Raw genomic sequence first — 19,714 nt, forward strand, 5'->3', positions numbered from 1 at the left:
CTAAAGGTCAAAATCTTGAAGAAAATAGTTGTTAAATGATTGAAGCATATGTAAAAGTGAGCTCTGTTTTGAGTGAATTGGTGAACTCTCAATGTTCTTTTTGATTGTCACTCCGCCATTCATATCGAGATTTACAACATCAATATCAACTTCCCTGATTCTTTTAAGTGATGATTCAATCCTGCTTGTGTGAGGTATTTCAGGAGTCCAGTTTTCAATTCTTAAAAGCTCTTCAGCAGATGGAAGTATAGGCACAGGTTTATTAATAGCAGATTCAAGCTTTTGTTTCCACATTTCGAAAGCATCCGCCTTACCCCTGGATTTTTTTATCTTTTTAAGAAATCCATAGCTGCGTTTAAATATCAAAAGCTCTTCATCACCTGGCTTTTTGCTTGTCAATGAAGACCTGAACTGTGCAATAGAAACGATGGCATCCTTAATCTTAATTAACTGGGAATTGTGGTTTTCTTTTGTCGTTTTGAAAATATAGGTCGCCCTGTCTTTATCCAAGTTGGTATTCTCCCATACTATTCCAAACCCGTCTTCCGTTTCGATTGCGTAAAGAGCAGTCAATTCTCTGTTGTCTATACCAGAATTCTCATCAATCCTTCTGAAGAAGTTTTTGGGTTCATAAACATACACTGGTTCTGTATCAGGTAATTGATGAGCTTTAAGGTAATCAATTACCTGACTGCGTACATGCCAGTCTTCTACATATGCTGTAGAATTTTCTCTCTTACTGCCAAGTGGCTCTATTACTTTACCATATGATTTAAGGATTTCACCAGTATGTATCATGGTTAATACCTCATCCAGCCCATCAACTTCTATAATTTCATTTTCAGCAGATACTTTAACCCTGATTACTTTCTGATTAAGAATACTTGCTTTTGGAACTCGGTTTAACCCAGAACTTGCCATTAATACCTCAGCAGGTTTAGTATATTGACCATTCTCTTTTTTCAACATCATACTATCACCATCAAAGTACAGATTGTACAGATAAGCACCATATTCGGTCAAAAATTCAGAAGTGGATAGGATATTATTACATGGCTCCACCTGAGCTGCTTCAGGGTCCATTACCTCAAGCTTAAGTAATTGGCTATCACCAAGTTTTTTAAATCTAACTTGTTCTTCAGGTTCAAGCAGTTTAAAGACATTTCGGAAGCCTACATAGTCATAGCAATCTGCACTAACATAGCCATTTAACCATAAGCGTACATGATATACCTGGTACTTGGGTAATGTTTCAAAAATGACTTCAGCAAGCTTACGAATATCAATTTCAACATCCACATATCTTTCTGTGAAAGTTCTGATTGCCCCAATAAAGGAACAACTGCAAGAAGCAGAAGACTTCGAATGTGTAATAGGATGTATAAGAGAATTCCACTTGAATTTTGATGCAAAAGTTTCAAGCCCTTGCTGTGTTATATAGGCAATTTCTCCAAGTTTGATAATATCTGGAGATGTGCTGTCTATTTCTGGGTTAATAAAGAACAGTACTTTATAAAAATCATTCAGGTGGCTATGATTCGCTTCGAAGTACGTTTTAGCATCAAACTCAAGCTTTGATTCTAAAACCCACAGTATAAATTTCTGATGCTCGTCAAAGTGTCGTAAAACAGCTTCCTTAACGGAGGTATAAGTATCGCCCACAATCTCGTCAAATATCTTAAGTCTGTTGACAAGAATGGGTAGCTCTTGCTCAAAATCTGCAGAAGCAATGCAACTGAAATATTCTTCAAGCTGCTTTCTGAAGAAATGTATCAGTACATCATTCCCTTTAGATAGTAATGCTCTAACATTGTCCAACCTGTCAATATCAATGTTTTCAATAAGGTAACTATCAGGCAGAATGTCAATATAGTTACTAAGCCACAGTTGTATTAGTTCATCTGGGTTAAGTACCGTAAGCAGGTGGGCTTTGACAGTTTGGTAGACAGCAGCGTTTCTTGTCTTCTCATTGCGACATACAATGTCAAGCAAGGTTTTTACATGATTGTTGAAGAAAGAAATTCTACCATCAGATTTTAGATTTTCATAATAACTGAGTAGTACACTTTCTCTGTCTTCTTCAGCTATCTTCCGAATCAGTACACGCTTGGCTTCAGAAGTTGTTTTATAGAAATATGTTTTAAGTAACTCTAAGTCAATATCATGAATAATACCAGATTCCCATAACTGAAGCAGGTACACTTCTGAACATCGGCTTTTCAATCTGCTGAATCTGGGGGTGTATCCTAAATCTTTATATTCTTTTATCTTTTGAACGAGCTTTAAGTAGGATAAATGATTTTCCACATAACCGATACGCTCAAGTTCAAGTCGGAATCTGCTGTTTGTAGAAAGGGTTACTCTGTTAATTATAGAATCAATATGCTTGCTGATTTCTTCTTGGTGGCTGTCTTCAAATTGTTGCTGTAGAAAACGAATATCAGTTTCTTTCTTCAGGGGGTATGCAAACAAAGCGAAGAGCTGTTCTGGGTCTGTTGTTGATTTGACTTGGTGGAAAACGACAAAGTCACCATCCGAAAAACTATCACTCCTGTCGAGTTTTCTCGATTCAAAAAACAAAACTTTCTTGTCCTGCTGCGGGCTTTCAATATATCCAACGTGACCGTTCCAGTCAGAAATTCTTCCTACATATCGCTTGTAATCATGTAATTTACCTCGCTTAGCAATCCTGATTTCTGTAGCAACTTTACTTCCTTGATGTCTTCCGCTTGTAATTTCCTGTAAGCCAAACGTGACTTCATCCAGAAGTTTCAACCGCTTGTTATTCTCATTTACCAAGCTGTTCTTATGGAAGAAGAAAGTTTCTCCACTTGATGCCTGAATAAAACCGAAAGACCCACTCCAAAACATTACCTTTCCAGACTGGTTTTGATTTAAGTTGTTTGTCATAGCGTAAATGCAGGGTATATTTGAGAGTTAAAGTTCAATATAAGCTCTCATTCATGGGGGTAATAATTATATCAGCTTAAAGATTTGCTATAGTATTAGTTACTGTTATAAGCGCTGACAACCATTTCGCCATATCGGCTAATAGGTGCGCCTTGTTTGGCAAACTGTGGTGCGATTGCCGCATCAATTGTCAGCCCATCAATCTCAAGCTTTACCTTTATCAGCTCAAATACATCTCTTGTTTCCGTGCCATCAGCTTTGGTTAACCTGGAAGAGTGAGTATTCTCTTCGATAATATAGTTTCGTAAAAGGTCACAAAATACCCTTCCACAGAAGACAACGTATTTTCGTTGATGAGATACAATCACTCTGAGAATGTTTTCTATAAATGGTCTCAGGTTTTCAATACCTACAGTCCTATAATTAAAATCAGGCGAACCATACGGCACCAGCTCTATCTGAAGTTTGTTGTCAACAACAACTTCCAGGTTATGGTACACATCTTCTTCTTTAAAAGGCAGCAAGTTAAAAGGCTTTAAAAACCTTATCTGCTTATGGTCGAATGGTGATTTGTGCTTCCTTCCTGAGTAAATTCCGTAGTGGTTGCGACCGAACTTAGTATAGAACTCCCAGTAATCTTCAAAAGCTTTGAAATCACATCTCCTGTTGTACTGGTCTCTGTTCCTTTTTGGATTCAGATGAACAAGCACCAGTTCCGAGGCTAAATTACCAGTGAAAAAATGAGGATTGGCTGTATCAAAGTATTCTTCACCTATGCTACTGTTCAACTGAACCGCTGTTTGGCATTTATCATCTTTTAGCCACCCTTCGAAGTCATGCTTTATGAAGTTTTTGTATTCCTGTATATTATCCATATTATTTTCGATTTTGTTCTCTGTATTTGTCCTCTGTTCTGTATAGTTGTTAGTTTACCGCTTCTTCTTTGCTCTGATTCCTAAGTGGAGATGCCACACTACTTAAAATTTGTACAGCGGGATTTTTGGTAAACACTAAGCTTGAAAGAAGCACATCAACTCTTTGCAGGGCAGCATTAATATTTTCTTCATTATATTTCTCTTTCGATATCTCATCACATACTGTGATGTGCGGCTCAAAGCATGGAATGCCGTTTGAATATAGCTGATGGCTATAGCCAACCTTAACGGTTTTTTTGCTTTTCCAGAAGGAGCTACTCTTAACCTCTTCGCTCCATGGTCTTACTACAACCCCAAATTCTTTTTTCACCTCAGCATCCAATAATCCCTTCTCGTAGCTTTCTTTCAGTTCAGCCTGTTTAGTAGCCAGCAGATGTTCTATTTTGGAGTTATGTTTATCTTCTATGGCTCTTGCATCTTTCTTGCTTGAGTAGTAGAAGTAAAACAGAATCAGTAGCCATATGAAGGACGTAGCTGCAACTGCCAGCAGTATTTCTAATTGCATATAATGTAGGGTTGGATAATGTAAAGATTAAAGCAAATTAAAATATTAAACTATAAGTTTATAGTAATTTAACAATATTATTAGATTTGAATAACTTTAGGGAGCTTTTATAGTAACCCTCTGCTTAACTCTACTATATGCTCATATCTCCAACAGGACTACCTAAAATCCGACTGTCATACACATTGGCAGATGATGATGGTAACATCATCCAAAACTCTGTAACCAATGGCGAAACATTTGCTTATCTAAAATACCCACACAATCTTATTTTCAACATAAATGATATGGGGTATACCAAGCTGATAAATTACGATATCCTGAATAGGATGATATTGTATGATAAATCTTATGCAATGATAAACTTTGAGTTACTAAAAATAGAGGAAGGAAAGTTTGTTTATGTCGGAACGCTGCTCAAAACTGATTTAGAAGAAGGGGCATACATTATAAAGATTTCAGGTCGATTGGTAAAAAGTAGTGTCGAATCACTCCCACACTTGACTTTGCCAGGCACATAATTAGCATGTGTCATACTACTTACAAATCTCCTTTTCCACGTTTCTTGCTCCTGTTTTAAACTACCTTTGGGTATCCAAATATCAGGCATTCATAAATATTCCGTTCACGAAAAGTGCTGGAACTGGATAATGTTTTATACTGCATCTGGGTCATTCGTGACAATTCCACTTAATTTGTTATTAAGTTAGCATCATATTGAACTCTGCTTACATTAGCAGTAAATTTGAAGAGCAAAAAATAATCACAAACCGTTTCAAAGACATTATGTCAATAGCTAAAGAAATTGAATTAGATAGAAAAACTGCGGTTGTTATAGAAGTCACAATTGAAGTTTATTTGAATAAACTAAAAAATGTGTACTTCTTCGAAATTGAAAAAGAAGATATCTATAGTAGAAATAAGTGTGAAAATAAAATTAAGTTACTGAACTACTATTACAATTGTAGTCGGAAAAGCAAGAAGGTACTTTTCACTCAGGATGTAACAAACCCACAACCCATTACTGATGCCACAGAGTGTAAGCTACCACATGAAACGCACAATTACATAATGGAAGCTTTTGAGTACATCATAAGGGAAAGTATGTACGTGTATTTTCAGACTCATTATGACGAACAATGTGACATAGAGAAAGATGTAAAAGCCAATCTTGATTTACAGAGACGTCTAAAATCTTGCGAAATATTTAACATAGTCAAGGGTAAAGAAACTTTTGGTAACCACGTAAGAGATTTGGGTGCTTATGTATTTGAATAATGAATGCTTAAGACATTCAAAACCTTAACTACTGGTCAAGCTTATTATAACCAACAGCTTTGATAATTATTTTCAATACATTAAAATATAATAGTCTGGATGTAAGCTTACATTCTCTGGAAGTGAACAATAGTTAACCTGACACTCCTTACTTAACAATTTTCTTTCGTAACCCCCTCTCACCAAACCATGGAGGGGTTGCGAAACAAAAATGAACCTGTAAGCCTTCTGCTACCATGATTAGCCGTAGTGTCAGGTCAATTAGTGGCGATTACACACTAATCGTTATAAAATGCTGGCTTCTTGTGTAGTTACTTAATACCTTAGACAAAATACATAAACATCAGCACTTCTTACTGCTACCGTTGAACGCTTATCTATCTCCCAATCCCAAGGTTTTGCAGGTCTCGTGCTGAAAGAAATCTTTGATAACTTTGTTTGCTCCCATGATTGAAGATAAGCTGCTGACTTTACCTCTATTTTAACACCAGCTGGTGTTAGCAGGTCATATGCTCCCCATTCATCCCTGACCTGTGTTGTGTCAATGTTAGTGGCAGTGGCTACAATAAACTCAGCTAAACGTCCCCTGGTAGCGTTGCTTAATATGTCTGATACGCTCCATCGCCAGAAATCTGATAATGTGTAGTCTAAAGGGGTTTCGTTAAGTGTAAGGTTTTCCTGACCTGTCTTGGTTAATTTCATGCCATTGTGGAGTTAGGTAGTCTAATGAAACTTTAGAATCCGTGGTAATTGTCATTCACTTGATGAAGTCACACACTATCTGAGTAAGGCAAATAATGTGTGACTTGTAAGTTAAAGGGTGGCAGTCAGCTATACTTTCTCCCAATTAGTAATATTTTTTATGCCATTATCAACTTGACGTACCAGTTCTGGCATAATATTGATGTCCAAATCATTCCATATTACAGGTTCAAATCGTCCGTTCTCTGCCATAAATGGGGTAGTTGTAAGGTATTTACCTTCAAAAGAATAAAAGTAAGTTCCTGGAATGCCGAAGAATGTGACAAAAATATAATAAGGAGCTTGTGAGTTGAAAATTTCTTTATGGATAGACTTACTTGCTTCTGTGAAATTTCTTAATGTATAAAAAATGTTATCTACATTGACATAATCAAACCCACTACGCAAGGTGTTCTGTCTCTCTAATGGAGACTTGAAAGACTCTATAATACCATTTTTAAAACATGAAATTGATATTCTATCAGGAGTATAAGCCTGAATTTCTGTACCCAAATCTTGGTAAGTAGTATTACTATCTGAAAAGTTTCTAAATGAACGCTTAATATAATTTCTGTGTTTTTCATTCTCCCAATCAATTAATTTTTCCTCAGTTAATTTTTCAGGAATAAAGTGGAGTATAAGCCCATTATTATTAGGTAAGTTTTTATTTATACTGTTACTCTTAAACAACTCAAGCCGCTGACTTATAAAGTCCTTCATCAGGTTAATATTCATTTGAATAGATATATGTGATATTATTTTGTAAATAATTTAAATAATATGCAATATATGGTTTAATATATATTCAATAAACTATTAACTATTAACAAATAGCTATTTCTTTAATTTGGTAATCACGCATAAATGACAAAAAGTAATATAGAGATTATGAACACTACTTGTTATTTATACACGCAAGGAAAAGCTAAACAAGCTATTGAAAACCTAATGTACTAAACGTATAAATAAGCAAATTTGAATTGAAAGTAGTTAGAAGGGTTTAATGTCGGGTAAGTACTTTAATTCGATAAAATATTTATTTTCAATTGATTTTAAAGAATACTAAGTAGGCTTATTAACATTAGACCATTTAAAGTAATGTAATAAGTACAATTAATTTTATGCTAATTGAAATAAAGGGCTTTGAATATATATTCAGAGCCCTTTATTTCAATTAGCATCATTTATGGCTACAATGATTTTGTTAAATAATTGATTGTGGTCCTGTTGAAATTTCACAAACGTATTTTTAGAAGATTCTGAAAATACTACAGGTTGATTAAGTGAAAATTGAGATATGAAATCTTGATTATTAGTTATTAACTCACGAAGCTCGATTTGATAAGGCTTTAATTTAGCTTTATCAATTCTATATTTCTCGCTTAGAAAAACCATTAAATCATCTATTCTGATGTTCATTAATTTGAACCAAGGTAAGACTCTTTTTGGATGAATATTGTTAGAATATAGACTGCTCATCCATATTCTATATTCGTTACGCACCTCTTTTACTTCATTAATAAAGTGGTCTTTAAGTACACGTTTATTTGTTAATTTATTCTGAATAGTTCTAACAATCCAAAATGCTAATACAGAATTAACAATAATACCAATAGTGTCAATTATTTCAGAAGCTCCAATTGAATCCACTAACTTAAAGCAGTAACAGGTTGATTTTAAAATTTTCCCAATTAGATATATTAAATCATAAAATTCAATGTTGCAAGTAGTAATTAGGCAGCAATAGGTTGTTCCCATTCTTCAAGTCTAATAGAACCATCAATTAACCTGAACCAAGGCTCATGCTGTGCAGTAACTTTTGGTCTCTTCACGTTTTTTCTCCTTTCTTCCCACTCCTTGTAAGTTTTGTGCTCTATCATATCTTTCCAAGATGGTTCTTCAAGAGATTCTATCACGATATATTTTCGGACTTCATCCAAAGTAAAATCATAAACCAAGTTCCCAAAAGCTTCATCTAAAAATGATGATGCGTATCCTGCTGTACCATCAAGATTGACAACCAGTTTTTCTTTATCTTCGAATGATTCTTTAAAAGCTTTATTCAAAACCTTATGGTAAAATTCTTCACCTGAGAACTCACTTATTGAGCAATTTCTAAGCCCTGGATATTCTGTGAAGTCATTTAATATGCTAATTCTCTTCATTTTTTGCTGTAATCGTATTTTTCAATACAGTCTCTTGTCATTTCCCATTGATAGAATGTTCCTCTGAACCTTGGAGAACCCTTTTGAAAGGTTCTTGATAATTTATCTTTTCCAAAGTGCAAAATTACATTATTGGTCAATACTTTTAAATTAAGGATTACTTCAAGCTCCGCACTTGATTTAATGGCTGGCAATCCTTTATTGCGATTTTCTTCTTGTGTACTTGAGCCGTATTTTTGATTAAATGCTCCATGTAGAACTTCAAGATTCGTCCTCCTCGTTAGTTTATCTTTTAAATAGGTCTTAAACTTAATATATAATGTTTCTAATATTCCTTTCCCAATATCAGTTACTGTAAAAATAACCTTCTCTTTTTCATATTTCACCCCTAAAAGCCATTGCTGGTTCGGACTATAAGCGTGTTCAATAGAATTACCGCAAATTTCTAATAAAATTGTTTTAACTGGAAGAAAATGTTTAGGCTCACCTGTAAGATGGTTTACAACGTTCTTCACAGTTTCACTAATTCTTTTGTTGTCTGCAGCTGTAAGTACACCAAATCCTTTCTCAAAAGAAATAATGTCAGATTCGCTCTTCTTTTTAAAAGGACGATTGTTTTCATCAACCATACCATTTAAAAAGCCTGACTCCTCAATAAACACTTTACATTCATGTTTTCTTGGGAAAAATCCACCTAAAATTACTCCTTTAAACTTTAGTTCATCCCTAATAGCTGTAAGAATACTTATTGTTCCATAGTCAATTTCTACAATATCCCTGAGTGAAATCTTGACGTAACGATTTCCTGCATTGTAAGCAATATTTTCTTTTCTACGGATACTTCTGAAGAAAGCTAAACACTCTTCTGTATTTTCAATAAGCCTTAAATCAATTGGAGCAATTATTACACCATCAACTACTGTGTCATTTTGAAAAGCTTGTATACTTGGTATATATACACTACTAATTTTATTAAGGCGTTTATTCTTTTGTTTTTGAATTTTCAACAACCTGCGCTTATGCCATTGTTTAAATTTCGGTTCTGTATATAATTTCTTCATTTATACACTTTAACACATCATTTGTAAAGTATCACGCTTAGTAATGATGTTTAGGTTACGCAAAAATAGCATAGTGAAATTACACATTAATCTTAGGTCATGGACATTAATATTACAATCTTTAGCTATTCTAACATTTTTAAAGTCTTCTTAACTTTTATAACAGTATTCTTTGCAACGCCATGCAACTTCGCACACTGATTTAATGATAATCCTTGCTTTAAATCTTTTACCAATTTAGCATGCTCTTTCAGTAGAATTTCATTGTCTTTCTTCCAACCAACAGCACGACCCACTACTTTTCCTTTCTTGATGGCATTTGCCATACCGCTTTTTATCTTAGCTGACCTTTGCTTATTATCTTCCATGCTCACTTCAGCATAGACAGAAATTAAAATGTTAGTAACAAAGGTTTCTTCACTGTTTGCATCAAGGCTTTCAAAATTTTGGTTTTTGAATACTACAGAGATTTTTCGCTCATGCAGAAAATCAATAGTTCTTCGTATCATTCTCGCATCACGTCCAAGTCTTTCTACTGATGTTACGATAACCTTTCTGAATCCACCCTTTTTAGCAAGGCTGAACAGATGGTCCAAGTCAGGACGTTTATTTCCAGTTCTTCCTGAAATGTTATTTGCTATAGTTTCAACTATCTCATAATTGTGAGCATCGCAATATTGCTTCAACTCCTCCAGTTGGTAATCATAGCTCTGCTGGTCACTACTTACACGGCAAAAAAGTAAAACAGGAGTTTTGGTCATAAGTGGTCTAAAATAAGCTAAACTTTATCGTGAACTACTTTGAATCCAATTTTAGTTTTGTTCTTAGAGCAAAATCAAGGTTTTCAAATGACACCTTTATTTTGAACCACCTTGGGTAATCAAAACTAAAATTGGTAGGCTTATTTTTTTATTCGCTTTTCTTCCTTTAGAAAAGCGTCTATGATACGTTTTCTCCTTTCTCTGATTTTCTCGCTTTCGCTTCCTATTTCCACCAGCGTCAGCCCCAGTTCCTCAATCCTCCTGAACTTTATCTGTTCCCGCTTCATCCAGTTGCTGACCACATGCACATCAACCCCAATGCGCCTGGCATACTGTGCAGGTGGCAACTCCTTTTCTGTATCAATTGTGTAAATCATATGATTGCTCTTTTGCCATTTATATTAGTGTTACCAATATACGAAATGTTACATAACGTAACAATTGCTGGTAAAATAATATGCTCTATTCAGTGAGGCGTTATGCTTGCCTTTTATTCACCAGGATATTTATCTTCAACTCCCTTAGCAATCGTGTCAGGATTACATCAAAAGCCGAAGGGTCTATCAGGAACTTATTTTCTGTGTTCAACGGATGCGGTTGTACGGCTGGCATAAACACCTGTATGATATCTTCGGTAAATTCAAGCCAGAAATACTCATGCGTGAACCTGCTTTCAAATACAAGCTTGCCTTTTCCTCTGGGAGTTAGAGGTGTCTCAATCCTTCTCATGTCACAGCCCCGCAACATGCTTTTCAGTGTCTCTAAATCGTTGAACTCTTTCTTTTTAATTTTCTGTCTATCATATTTAGAAAGTATTTAAAGTGAAAAAATATTTAATTGCTTAACATTTCTGTCTATTAACATAGCCTGGTAGATTACCGCTGTGCCATCATTTATTAGAAAGCATCCAGAATGTTTTGGATTTTCTTTTTTCGGTCAATCAGCCCTACCCATTCTTTAAGCCTCCTGTTAATTTGCAATCCATCCTCCAAAGAGTAGTAACCTGGACCATCACCCATTCCGAACTTCATTATCGTGCCTTCATGAATCCATTTCATTGCTGGAAGGACTTCATTTTCGTACACTTTTGTCGGCATGATTATCTGGCAGTGGTTTAGTGATATAGAGCCGCTATCTTCACCGAACCTACTACTGTAATGGACATCAGTGAGAAGTCGTGGCTTAGCACCTTTCCACAGTGGCTTTTCGTAATCTTCAATTAATGCCCGTACCTTCTTTTTGATATAAGGCAATGTTTTCAATGTTCTGAAAGTGTATCCCATAACTGATATGTTTTTTACCTGATTGAAAGTTTGTATTAACATTTATTTTAATTTTTGCTGGACTCATGGGTAGGAAATTCATAATATTAGTTACAAACCATTGTTACATTGCGTAACAATTTATACAAAAAAATATATGCATCCTGCCCTGTGTGTGCTCTAATTATAGGCTCTCCAACAGGTCAGCAACCTTTGTCCTTCTGTTAATCAGTTCAAAGGCATCAATCTGAATGTCATACCCCTTGGCTGTTAGCTGGTCGTATACTTTCTTCACACTATTCTCCGAGACGTACACCTTCTGCTTGCCGAAGTCTTCAGAAAAGTCATCTTTGGAATAGCCCATGTACTCGTCTGTGCCTGATTTTCTGATTTTGTACACCTTCTGTTTTTTCATGATTTATTTATTTAAAATGTTTGAAAATGATTTAACTGAAAATATTATTTGGTGAGTGTTAATAACAAAGTGCTAAGCTGCTGTTCTTACCGCCCATGGGCATATATCAGTAAATGTGTCCTCATCCACATCCTCATGCCCGTAGATTAATGCGTGTGAATTCCAAAAAGGCAATGACTCTGCTGTTTCGTTCTTGTCCCAAGGCTCTGGGGCAGAAAGCCTGCCTATGAAGGCTGTGATTATTAGGTAACCTTCATCGACTCTTTTCAACACTATGGCTGCTGTTCGACATTCCTCTGGCTGTCGATTTAAAACAAATTTTGAATAACCCTTACGACCTTTTCTGACAGCATACACTACCTCGTCACCTGGATTCAATCGCACAAGAATGCTTTCACCGATAACTTCATTAAAGCCGATTTCCTGCTGGATAAAAACTCTGCCCTTACAATCGATTTGTTCTGCTATACTCTCAAGAATAGGTTCAATTCCTTTATGTAGGTGGCTATTGACCCTGTTAAAGATTGGCTGCCCATCCTTTGAGCGGTAGACCTTGCGCAATTCTACCGCTTCGAGCATGCTCGGAAATCTTGTGGATGCCCTAAGGTGGAAGCAAACTTCATCGCCTGCCTTCAAAGATGCAGAACTTATACTCGATTTGTGGAAATAAACCTCTTTTCCATTTTCAGTTATGACGTATCCATAACCTTTGATGGTGTCTAAGAACTTCAACCTGCCGATGTTGTCTGGATTAAGAGGCTGTATTGGTTGCCTGTTCTTGTAAAAGCTGTTTATCTGTGGGTATCTTGTAGATATGCTTACATTCATAAGTTAAATATGTAGTGAAAAATAATTTAAGTTAGGGTTTAGGCTTCTTCTATCCAGTCGTTGAAATAGTTCTGAATTGCTTTAACCTTGTTGTGGCTCTCGCACCACTCGTATGCCTCTTCTGGTGTCATGGGTATGATTTTTGAACTGCCCCAGCTTTGGTTTCCAGCACTCTCGGCATACTCGGACAATGCACCACCTCTCCCGTAAAGAAACCATACTCCCTTAAGTGTGATGTAGAGCGTTTCGCTCATGCTGCGGAAGTCGCCTCCACCCAATCCGTTTGAGTAGCTTGCAACCTCTGTTGCCGTGTCGGTGTTGTACCGTTTTCTTTCGATAATTTCAATCATGATTAAATATTTAAATGGTTAACAATTAGTAGTCTTATCAGGAATCCTCCTGAGTATTGAGTGCAAGGTGCTTATAGAGCATTAATCAGTCTCTGCATAGGACGCTCAATCTCCCTCTCGCACTTGTCCGTCAACTTTTTGAGTTTAGGCAGGTTGTGTTCAATTGCCATACCTTCAAGCTTAGTGGAAGCTGCGTTTAGTTTAATAAACAGGGCAAACAATTCATCTTTTACTTCTTCTGTCATGTTTAAATTATTTAAGTGTTGAAAACATATTTTTTAGTATTCACTAAGCTGCCAAGGGTAGTTTACCCGCACTTCTGTTATACCCAGACTTCACAAAGGGTGCAATCTCAACCACCTTTCCGCTCTTGTAGTGCCTTTTATGTCCGCTGACATTGAATGGCTCATTCCTGACGATGTTAGTGTAGTAACTCTCGCTAATCACATGAACAGGGTACTTGAAGTCGGTCTTCACCTTCCCACCAGGCGTTTGGCAACTACGGCTTGTTTTGGTTGAAATGGTTTTATCCTTTATCTGGACATACCTTTTAAACTTGATGAAATGGTAAATGAAGTTAAAGTCACATATAACTTCCTGCGTTGTGTATATGTGCGAGCAGGGTCGGATTGCAAGTTCCGTTCCATGTAAATACCCCTCCGCATAGCTGACCAGGGTACTGCCCTCATAAACATAGACATCCAACTTCCCGCTGTTCTCAGTATCTGCCTGCATCCTGTATAAGAAACTCATGTCGCCTACCAAGACAATGCCCTGTGATGTATACATCGGGTTGTCGAGGCTGACATTCATTACTGACTTGACCTGTCTCTGACACAGGTAGTCTATTGCTGGCTTTTGCTTCACAATGCTCTCCGCAGTGGACAGATATGGAGCGTAAAAACTGAGTTGGTGGCGTGTCATAGGCAAATCTAATTTGCCGTTCTGCACCTGCTGGATGATTGGGAATCGTTTTCTGTCTATGTTCATTAATTGAATTGGTTTGTTTAGATTTAAGTATATGATATAGTCATTATTGCATATATCGCTGATTTTGCGTATATTTATTGCCTCAGAAGCATAAAGCTTTTTGATATTCATGCAGCTAAATACGCTTTATTATAGCTTTTCGATTTTAACAGGGTCAAAAAAAAGGGACACGTCTAATCTGCGCCCTCTTCTTCTCCATTCTCTTCTTCATCCTCTTCCCAGTACTGTATCAGCTCTTTCAGCTTCTTCTTTCGCCTTCCAGCAGTCTCAGCTATGGACATCTTCGCTGCCATTATCATCGCCTCACCTAACTCAATTACGATGTTCTGTATCTGGAACAACTCTTCGTCTGTCAGCTTACCGCTGCCGTCAAGTTTATTCCTCAGTCGCCCCGTCAGCTTTCGCTTTTGCGCCTCATCTCCTTCCTTCCATTCAGACGGGTAAAGCCGCTTGGCGATTTGTACCTGGCTCACCTGAAGGTCTTTTATCGCTCGGACAAACTCTGGTGAAATGCTCGAAAGTGACTTGTTCTCTTTTTCTTCTTCTTGTTGCTTATCTGCCACGGCTCGTTTCTTATATAATGATGCAAATATATAAAATCTAAATGATATTTCAAAATAGCAAAGCTATAATTACAACAACAAAGCCATAATAAAGCACTTAAGCCACTGATTACCAATGAGTATTTTTTTCATCAGCGAGATGATATTATGAGCGCAGCCTTAATAGCAATCCTTATCATCAGCACATCTACTCGATTATTCACTTATCGAATGGCAGCACATTACGTGTATCAGAAGCAGGTGTGGGCGCTTGAGTCATGCCACTCACCTTCTTCAATATAACCTGTACCGCCAGCGTCTGGTATAGCTGCTCTCTTGCATCATGGAATATCAGCAGCACGTCTATCTTTTCAGGTAGCTCTTCCATTGGTCTCTTCACATACTGCTCTATGGCATAGTCGTAGTTCTCTGCTGCCGTGACTATGTCATATGCCTGGTGCGAATCTAATGGCAGGTTCTCATCAATAAAAGCTTTGCAGTAGCCGCCACCCCCGATGGGTATGAGCATGCCCACAGGTATGGAAAAATGAGATTTGTCCTGAGGGGGATATGAGGTTTCGCTACTCTTTTTCATCTTCATCACCCTCCATTGTTTCTTCTATTCTGTCTGCCAGTGTCCTAAGGGCGTATTGAACGATTTGCCCTTTCGTCATGCGCCTCTTCAGCTTCCTGACCATCAGCAGCTTAATGGCTTCGAGCGCATAGTCCGCTTGGTCACTTATCTTGATTGTTCTATTGTGTTTCATTCTTTAACCCTCTGTTCTTTACCTATATATTAGATTATGAAACTACTTTTTCCACTGGTGTAAAAATCTACCGCTTTTCTGGTTTTTCAGATTGATATATAGACAAAAGAAACACCAAGAACGATGATAACACTACATAATGAACTGCTTTATAAAGCCAAGGATAGAGAACTTTACAAAACCTACTGCTCCGAGAGGCAGCTTTTCGGTATAACCTGCCAATCGGCAGCAGGAACTAAGGAAATCCATCCTGAATTTGTCCATGTCTTCAGCTTTGAAAGAAACGGTAGGGGTGCGGTAGTAACGCAGCAGGGAGAGTATAAATGGATAGACAGCAACCTAATTGTTACTTCGATGTCTTCCGAAAGTGAGAACTATTACGCTACCCTTTACAGAACCGACTCAAAGTGCAACTGTTTCGGAACGGCATACAGATGCGGACACTGTGATGCTGGCATTATTCGTAGCCCATTAAATTTCAGGCAAACAGAGACTGTGGGCAGCGCAGACACATATGTGTATCAGACCTTGATTGGTGCATATAGAATCTGGATAAAAGAAGATGATGAGGTCAGGGTAAGATATAACTTCCTATGGGAGAAATCAGACTTCTTCAACCACTTGCTGCAAGAAGTAGATACGGTGGAAATACAGTATGGGAAATGTATTGATTTAGAGTGGGAAGTATGTCTGTATGCGTACCCGAACAAGGACGTGGATAAGGTGCTGCTGACTGGATATCAGGTGAGAGTAGAGGTTATTGATGTCAACGTATCTGCTTCTTTAATAAACAACAGAAACCACCTATCCTGACCTTCATAATAAACAAAGCAGTTATAGCTCGCTTCAGCCATAACTGCTTATTCAGTTTTCTCCTAATCGTCAAAGTAACCACTATAATCACCTTTGAACGGTACGATGCCAAAACCGTGGCAATCAGAGCAACAGGCACCATTACACGAAGGACAGCGGTCATTCTTATCCACAAACATCCATTCATCCTCTGACACCGAAACATCACCTAACCTCTTGCCAGCGTGGTCTATTAAAAAGTAGAAGCCGTCTTTCTTAGCCCAAATGCTATCAGTGTAGCTGTGATATTGTAAGAGGTCATATACTGGCTCTGCGACAAGCTTTGCTTGGGCAAGGCTGTAAATGCCGTACTTGCCTTTTACAAGCAGCTTCACCAAGTGCCTATTCCTATCCAGGTAACTGTATTTCAAAATCAACATCTCATTCTAACTTTTACACTTATATATTAAACTTATGGAGCCTCATTAACAGCTAAAATATGAGAGGAATTGGAGCCAACTGTACCATATTATTCCTATATTGTGCTTATATAATATAACTACTGCACTACCATACCAGTACCGCTGTGAAAACAACTTTAAAGAAGAGACTCTTAACAATTCTATTCACAGCATTTGCTGGTGCTGCTCTCTATTACTTCTACCCTGAGTCAAAACTACCTGCTGGTACAACTATAGACAAACTGGTAGTACTGAAGTCAGAGCGGAAGCTTTTGGCATATTCAGATGGCAGGCTAATAAAGACCTATACCATCGTATTGGGCAGAAACCCCGAAGGCGACAAGGAATGTGAAGGTGATAAGAAAACTCCTGAGGGCAGCTACACTATAAATGACAAGAACCCCAATAGTGCCTACCATAAGAACTTAGGTATATCCTACCCTAACGCTGATGATATCAGACATGCCAGAAGCTTAGGAAAATCACCAGGCGGAGACATCAAAATTCATGGCTTGCGGAACGGCACTGGCTTCATCTATAAATTTCATCGACTGTTCGACTGGACATTGGGCTGCATGGCAGTTACAGATGCTGAGATGGATGAGCTTTATGGTGCCGTGCCAATCGGAACGCCCATAGAGATAAAGCCATAGCCATCTCCTTTAAAGAAAGCAAACAACATGACATTAGATAATTACCAACATCTTTTGCATAGCCTGCCCGTGATGCACCAAAGTTTTACCACAAAGCGCAGCAATTGGAAGAACGCAGAGGCACAAATCGACTGGTTAGTGGCATTGAACGACCAGCTATTCCAAGATGGGTCTACGCTCGAACTGAGCAGGCAAGACCTCTTTTCTCATACAGGCTCTACCCGAGAATGGATTGTGAAAATCATCTACTGGGGCTATCCAAACGGCATGCGTGGCAATAATTTCGTCAACATCCTGAGGAACATCGAACCGTTGGAAACTGCACTGGACAGTATCAAAGCGAAGAGCAGTCCTGATGTTTCCGACTACAAAGCGGTGGTGAAGACATTTGACAGCATACAGGGCTTGGGCATGTCCACCTTCAGCAAGATTCTCTACTTCATGGGCATCAAGTTCAGCGGTAATCCATCCCTGATACTGGACCTCAGGCTTATTGACGTGTTCCGCAGCAACGTATTTGCCGACTTTACTGAACTTAAGTCTATCAGATACGACAACACCAGAAAGCACTATCTGGATTATATCCGAACCATGAACGATTTGGCTGAAAGGCTCGGCACCAGCGGTGAGAGCATTGAGCAATTTCTGTTCATCTTCGGCAATAACTTAAAAGCTAATTAAGACAACTACTTAGGTAATGGAAACACTATACAACGATGGCTACTGCCCTGAGTGCCAACTCAACAACGAGGACGTGAAGTTGATGCTCAATAGGGATGATTTCTGGGAATGTCCCAAATCAAACTTACAACTGGCTGTGTATGGCATTGATGCGGTTACGTTGAAATTCAGAGGAACGGGTAAGTTTAAAGAAACATCTGTTTACGGTACTGACGAGATTAGCGGTGCTGCCCTGTCACGGGCTGAGGGCGACTCTATCATGCCAACCAACTCGTTCTTTCAATCGCATGAAGAATTGAGAAACTACCTGCAAACAGAAGTTGAGCCGAATCTGGAACTAAGCCTGCTTAATCTGGCACTCACATACATTGACTATAAGTATGGTAATGCGTCTCGCTTACCATACAAAAGGCAGTCCAGGCACTTCAAGATTGAATTTGAGAACCAGAGCATTTTAAAGAAGCTGGAAAAGCGTGATGCGAATGAAGGTATGCCTTTCCCAAGGTCATATACCCATCTTTACAGTCTTCTACCGCTGCTGTTTCAGCTTTACCATGATGGAAATATTGAAATGCTGCCAGAGATGGGCATGAGCCTTAACCAGTTGGAACTGTGCAACAAGCACCTACACAGTATGCCAGAGCCTGTAACAAATATAAAAGACAAAGGCTTTCTGAGACAAAGGTTACTCGATTTCATAGTTGATGTTATAGGAATAGTATATCAAGACAAGTCCATTGCATTATCAGCTTCGACTTTCAAATCATCAGATGAACCTGATGCTTCTTCAAAGTCTGAACCGTCTCTTAAACTACAAGATATCCTTAACCTGAAAACTGACCTGTTCAAAAACGCTAAGGTCAAACTGGTACGCCATAAGGACAAAAGGAAGGAGTATCGTGAGTTAATTAAGGATAAATCAAGCCTTCTTGAGTATCAGCGTGAGCAAAGCAAAGAGGTGTTCAAAGACTGCGACTACATTATCTCCTTTGTCGGTCAGGAAGGCACCAAATCGCTTCTGTTCGGCATATTCAAGGTTAAAGGGGTAGAAAAAGGCGAACAATACTATTACTATGACTTGGAGCAGGTGCATGACCTGGACTATCTGGTAGACCGAATAGTAATAGACTGGGGGAATAACGCCATCTCTTGGCATCAGTGGTATCACAAACACCCAAAAGAGGTCGTTCAGATTCTTCCAAAGGGCTACTTAGGGTCCTTTCCAGGTTTGCTGAACTTCGTGCTGGAATTTGATGAACTGCAAAGGCTTGTGCAAAACCCTGATGCCAATCAGGACTGGAAGAACCACCTTTCTGCTGTTAATGGCATCTATATGATACTCGATGCTAAAACAGGAAATCAATACATCGGTTCTGCCTGTGGCGAAGAAGGCATATGGCAGAGATGGAACGATTATGCCAGAAACTTTCACGGGGGAAACAAAGAGTTGATAAGTCTATGCGAAGCCGAACCTGAATACCACAGAAACTTCCGCTATTCTGTTCTACAGGCATTGCCAAGCAATCTTACAAGAAGAGAGATTGTAGCGATAGAGTATCTCTATATGCAGAAGCTCGGAACAAGAGTTCACGGTTTGAATAATTAGTAGTCAATCAA

General features: G+C 38.0%; 27 protein-coding genes. 6 read left to right on the forward strand and 21 right to left on the reverse strand.

Annotated elements, in window-relative coordinates:
- From AC4BAP_RS16395 to AC4BAP_RS16405, 3 genes are all read right to left on the reverse strand, one after another.
- Complete coding sequence (locus AC4BAP_RS16395; protein WP_490583751.1) at positions 1-2,910, reverse strand: cold-shock protein; 2,910 nt, start codon at positions 2,908-2,910, stop codon at positions 1-3.
- Between the two features lie 95 nt (positions 2,911-3,005).
- Complete coding sequence (locus AC4BAP_RS16400) at positions 3,006-3,785, reverse strand: hypothetical protein (protein WP_490583752.1); 780 nt, start codon at positions 3,783-3,785, stop codon at positions 3,006-3,008.
- A 49-nt stretch (positions 3,786-3,834) separates the two neighbouring features.
- Entirely contained in the window at positions 3,835-4,350 is a 516-nt protein-coding gene (locus tag AC4BAP_RS16405) for a hypothetical protein (protein ID WP_490583753.1), read from the reverse strand.
- A 137-nt stretch (positions 4,351-4,487) separates the two neighbouring features.
- Here AC4BAP_RS16405 and AC4BAP_RS16410 point away from each other — a divergent pair, with 137 nt between their 5' ends.
- Together AC4BAP_RS16410 and AC4BAP_RS16415 are read left to right on the forward strand one after the other, a co-directional pair.
- Positions 4,488-4,871: a hypothetical protein gene (locus AC4BAP_RS16410; RefSeq protein ID WP_490583754.1), complete on the forward strand. Its 384-nt coding sequence runs from the start codon at positions 4,488-4,490 to the stop codon at positions 4,869-4,871.
- Between the two features lie 265 nt (positions 4,872-5,136).
- Entirely contained in the window at positions 5,137-5,628 is a 492-nt protein-coding gene (locus AC4BAP_RS16415; RefSeq protein ID WP_490583755.1) for a hypothetical protein, read from the forward strand.
- 315 nt (positions 5,629-5,943) lie between these two features.
- Here the strand turns inward: AC4BAP_RS16415 and AC4BAP_RS16420 are convergent, their stop codons facing one another.
- The 17 genes from AC4BAP_RS16420 to AC4BAP_RS16500 form a co-directional block, all read right to left on the reverse strand.
- Positions 5,944-6,330: a hypothetical protein gene (locus AC4BAP_RS16420; RefSeq protein ID WP_490583756.1), complete on the reverse strand. Its 387-nt coding sequence runs from the start codon at positions 6,328-6,330 to the stop codon at positions 5,944-5,946.
- A gap of 129 nt (positions 6,331-6,459) precedes the next feature.
- The gene (locus AC4BAP_RS16425; protein WP_490583757.1) at positions 6,460-7,089 is read right to left on the reverse strand and encodes a hypothetical protein; all 630 of its coding nucleotides are present in this window, start codon (positions 7,087-7,089) and stop codon (positions 6,460-6,462) included.
- A gap of 450 nt (positions 7,090-7,539) precedes the next feature.
- On the reverse strand, positions 7,540-8,127 hold the full coding sequence (locus AC4BAP_RS16430; protein WP_490583758.1) for a hypothetical protein: 588 nt from the start codon (positions 8,125-8,127) through the stop codon (positions 7,540-7,542).
- Complete coding sequence (locus tag AC4BAP_RS16435) at positions 8,103-8,534, reverse strand: STAS-like domain-containing protein (RefSeq protein ID WP_490583759.1); 432 nt, start codon at positions 8,532-8,534, stop codon at positions 8,103-8,105. The genes AC4BAP_RS16430 and AC4BAP_RS16435 overlap by 25 nt, the downstream gene beginning before the upstream one ends.
- Positions 8,531-9,595 (reverse strand): hypothetical protein, encoded by a 1,065-nt coding sequence (locus AC4BAP_RS16440; protein WP_490583760.1) that lies wholly within the window; start codon positions 9,593-9,595, stop codon positions 8,531-8,533. The genes AC4BAP_RS16435 and AC4BAP_RS16440 overlap by 4 nt, the downstream gene beginning before the upstream one ends.
- A 125-nt stretch (positions 9,596-9,720) precedes the next feature.
- The gene (locus AC4BAP_RS16445) at positions 9,721-10,356 is read right to left on the reverse strand and encodes a recombinase family protein (RefSeq protein WP_490583761.1); all 636 of its coding nucleotides are present in this window, start codon (positions 10,354-10,356) and stop codon (positions 9,721-9,723) included.
- 140 nt (positions 10,357-10,496) lie between these two features.
- Entirely contained in the window at positions 10,497-10,733 is a 237-nt protein-coding gene (locus AC4BAP_RS16450) for a hypothetical protein (RefSeq protein WP_490583762.1), read from the reverse strand.
- Positions 10,734-10,833: 100 nt separating this feature from the next.
- The gene (locus AC4BAP_RS16455) at positions 10,834-11,085 is read right to left on the reverse strand and encodes a hypothetical protein (RefSeq protein WP_490583763.1); all 252 of its coding nucleotides are present in this window, start codon (positions 11,083-11,085) and stop codon (positions 10,834-10,836) included.
- Positions 11,086-11,252: 167 nt separating this feature from the next.
- A complete protein-coding gene (locus tag AC4BAP_RS16460; protein WP_490583764.1) occupies positions 11,253-11,639 on the reverse strand; it encodes a hypothetical protein in 387 nt (128 codons plus the stop codon).
- 163 nt (positions 11,640-11,802) lie between these two features.
- Positions 11,803-12,033 carry a hypothetical protein gene (locus tag AC4BAP_RS16465; RefSeq protein WP_490583765.1) on the reverse strand — a complete coding sequence of 77 codons (231 nt, stop codon included), beginning with the start codon at positions 12,031-12,033 and terminating at the stop codon, positions 11,803-11,805.
- 72 nt (positions 12,034-12,105) lie between these two features.
- Positions 12,106-12,861, reverse strand: a complete 756-nt coding sequence (locus AC4BAP_RS16470) for a cold shock domain-containing protein (RefSeq protein WP_490583766.1) — start codon at positions 12,859-12,861, stop codon at positions 12,106-12,108.
- A gap of 38 nt (positions 12,862-12,899) precedes the next feature.
- Positions 12,900-13,211, reverse strand: coding sequence for a hypothetical protein (locus AC4BAP_RS16475; protein WP_490583767.1), 312 nt, complete (start codon positions 13,209-13,211; stop codon positions 12,900-12,902).
- Positions 13,212-13,282: 71 nt separating this feature from the next.
- Positions 13,283-13,456 (reverse strand): hypothetical protein, encoded by a 174-nt coding sequence (locus AC4BAP_RS16480; RefSeq protein WP_490583768.1) that lies wholly within the window; start codon positions 13,454-13,456, stop codon positions 13,283-13,285.
- Between the two features lie 43 nt (positions 13,457-13,499).
- Entirely contained in the window at positions 13,500-14,312 is an 813-nt protein-coding gene (locus tag AC4BAP_RS16485) for a hypothetical protein (protein WP_490583769.1), read from the reverse strand.
- A 62-nt stretch (positions 14,313-14,374) separates the two neighbouring features.
- Positions 14,375-14,674, reverse strand: a complete 300-nt coding sequence (locus AC4BAP_RS16490; RefSeq protein ID WP_490583770.1) for a hypothetical protein — start codon at positions 14,672-14,674, stop codon at positions 14,375-14,377.
- A 289-nt stretch (positions 14,675-14,963) separates the two neighbouring features.
- Positions 14,964-15,344, reverse strand: a complete 381-nt coding sequence (locus AC4BAP_RS16495) for a hypothetical protein (RefSeq protein ID WP_490583771.1) — start codon at positions 15,342-15,344, stop codon at positions 14,964-14,966.
- Entirely contained in the window at positions 15,325-15,510 is a 186-nt protein-coding gene (locus tag AC4BAP_RS16500) for a hypothetical protein (RefSeq protein WP_490583772.1), read from the reverse strand. The genes AC4BAP_RS16495 and AC4BAP_RS16500 overlap by 20 nt, the downstream gene beginning before the upstream one ends.
- A gap of 123 nt (positions 15,511-15,633) precedes the next feature.
- Between AC4BAP_RS16500 and AC4BAP_RS16505 the strand changes: the two genes are divergently transcribed.
- The gene (locus AC4BAP_RS16505) at positions 15,634-16,323 is read left to right on the forward strand and encodes a hypothetical protein (protein WP_490583773.1); all 690 of its coding nucleotides are present in this window, start codon (positions 15,634-15,636) and stop codon (positions 16,321-16,323) included.
- 62 nt (positions 16,324-16,385) lie between these two features.
- Here AC4BAP_RS16505 and AC4BAP_RS16510 read toward each other — a convergent pair whose 3' ends face one another.
- Positions 16,386-16,742 (reverse strand): hypothetical protein, encoded by a 357-nt coding sequence (locus AC4BAP_RS16510; protein ID WP_490583774.1) that lies wholly within the window; start codon positions 16,740-16,742, stop codon positions 16,386-16,388.
- 146 nt (positions 16,743-16,888) lie between these two features.
- On the opposite strand from AC4BAP_RS16510, the gene AC4BAP_RS16515 reads away from it, so the two are divergent.
- From AC4BAP_RS16515 to AC4BAP_RS16525, 3 genes are read left to right on the forward strand one after another with little or no spacing between them, the layout of a single operon-like run.
- Positions 16,889-17,416, forward strand: coding sequence for a L,D-transpeptidase family protein (locus AC4BAP_RS16515; RefSeq protein WP_490583775.1), 528 nt, complete (start codon positions 16,889-16,891; stop codon positions 17,414-17,416).
- Positions 17,417-17,443: 27 nt separating this feature from the next.
- On the forward strand, positions 17,444-18,097 hold the full coding sequence (locus AC4BAP_RS16520; protein ID WP_490583776.1) for an 8-oxoguanine DNA glycosylase OGG fold protein: 654 nt from the start codon (positions 17,444-17,446) through the stop codon (positions 18,095-18,097).
- Between the two features lie 16 nt (positions 18,098-18,113).
- Positions 18,114-19,703 carry a GIY-YIG nuclease family protein gene (locus AC4BAP_RS16525; RefSeq protein ID WP_490583777.1) on the forward strand — a complete coding sequence of 530 codons (1,590 nt, stop codon included), beginning with the start codon at positions 18,114-18,116 and terminating at the stop codon, positions 19,701-19,703.
- Positions 19,704-19,714 lie beyond the last annotated feature (11 nt).

The organism is Pontibacter sp. GD7 (genome assembly GCF_058216375.1).